At 51.8% G+C, this 805-nt stretch carries 1 rRNA gene; it reads right to left on the reverse strand.

Annotation, left to right across the window (positions count from 1 at the left end):
* Window positions 1-22 precede the first annotated feature (22 nt).
* Window positions 23-805 (reverse strand): 23S ribosomal RNA (locus I6F49_RS20255); the annotation flags it as partial.

Below are 805 nucleotides of genomic sequence, written 5' to 3' on the forward strand. Positions count from 1 at the left end.
CATAAAACGCGTTTGGCGTTGTATGGTTAAGCCTCACGGGTAATTAGTACAAGTTAGCTTAATGGCTCACACCACTTCCACATCTTGCCTATCAACGTTGTAGTCTTCAACGGCCCTTCAGAGACTTTAAAAGTCTAGTGAGAACTCATCTCGAGGCCTGCTTCGCGCTTAGATGCTTTCAGCGCTTATCAGTTCCGAACGTAGCTACCGGGCAATGCCATTGGCATGACAACCCGAACACCAGCGGTTCGTTCACTCCGGTCCTCTCGTACTAGGAGCAACCCCTCTCAATTCTCAAACGCCCACGGCAGATAGGGACCGAACTGTCTCACGACGTTCTAAACCCAGCTCGCGTACCACTTTAAATGGCGAACAGCCATACCCTTGGGACCGACTTCAGCCCCAGGATGTGATGAGCCGACATCGAGGTGCCAAACACCGCCGTCGATATGAACTCTTGGGCGGTATCAGCCTGTTATCCCCGGAGTACCTTTTATCCGTTGAGCGATGGCCCTTCCATTCAGAACCACCGGATCACTATGACCTACTTTCGTACCTGCTCGACGTGTCTGTCTCGCAGTTAAGCTGGCTTCTACCATTACACTAACCGTACGATGTCCGACCGTACTTAGCCAACCTTCGTGCTCCTCCGTTACTCTTTAGGAGGAGACCGCCCCAGTCAAACTACCCACCAGGCACTGTCCGTAACCCCGATTCAGGGGCCAACGTTAGAACATCAAAACTACAAGGGTGGTATTTCAAGGTTGACTCCACAACAACTAGCGTCGCTGCTTCAAAGTCTCCC

It is taken from the genome of Pseudoalteromonas sp. SWN166, assembly GCF_015864485.1.
Classification (GTDB): Bacteria; Pseudomonadota; Gammaproteobacteria; order Enterobacterales; family Alteromonadaceae; genus Pseudoalteromonas.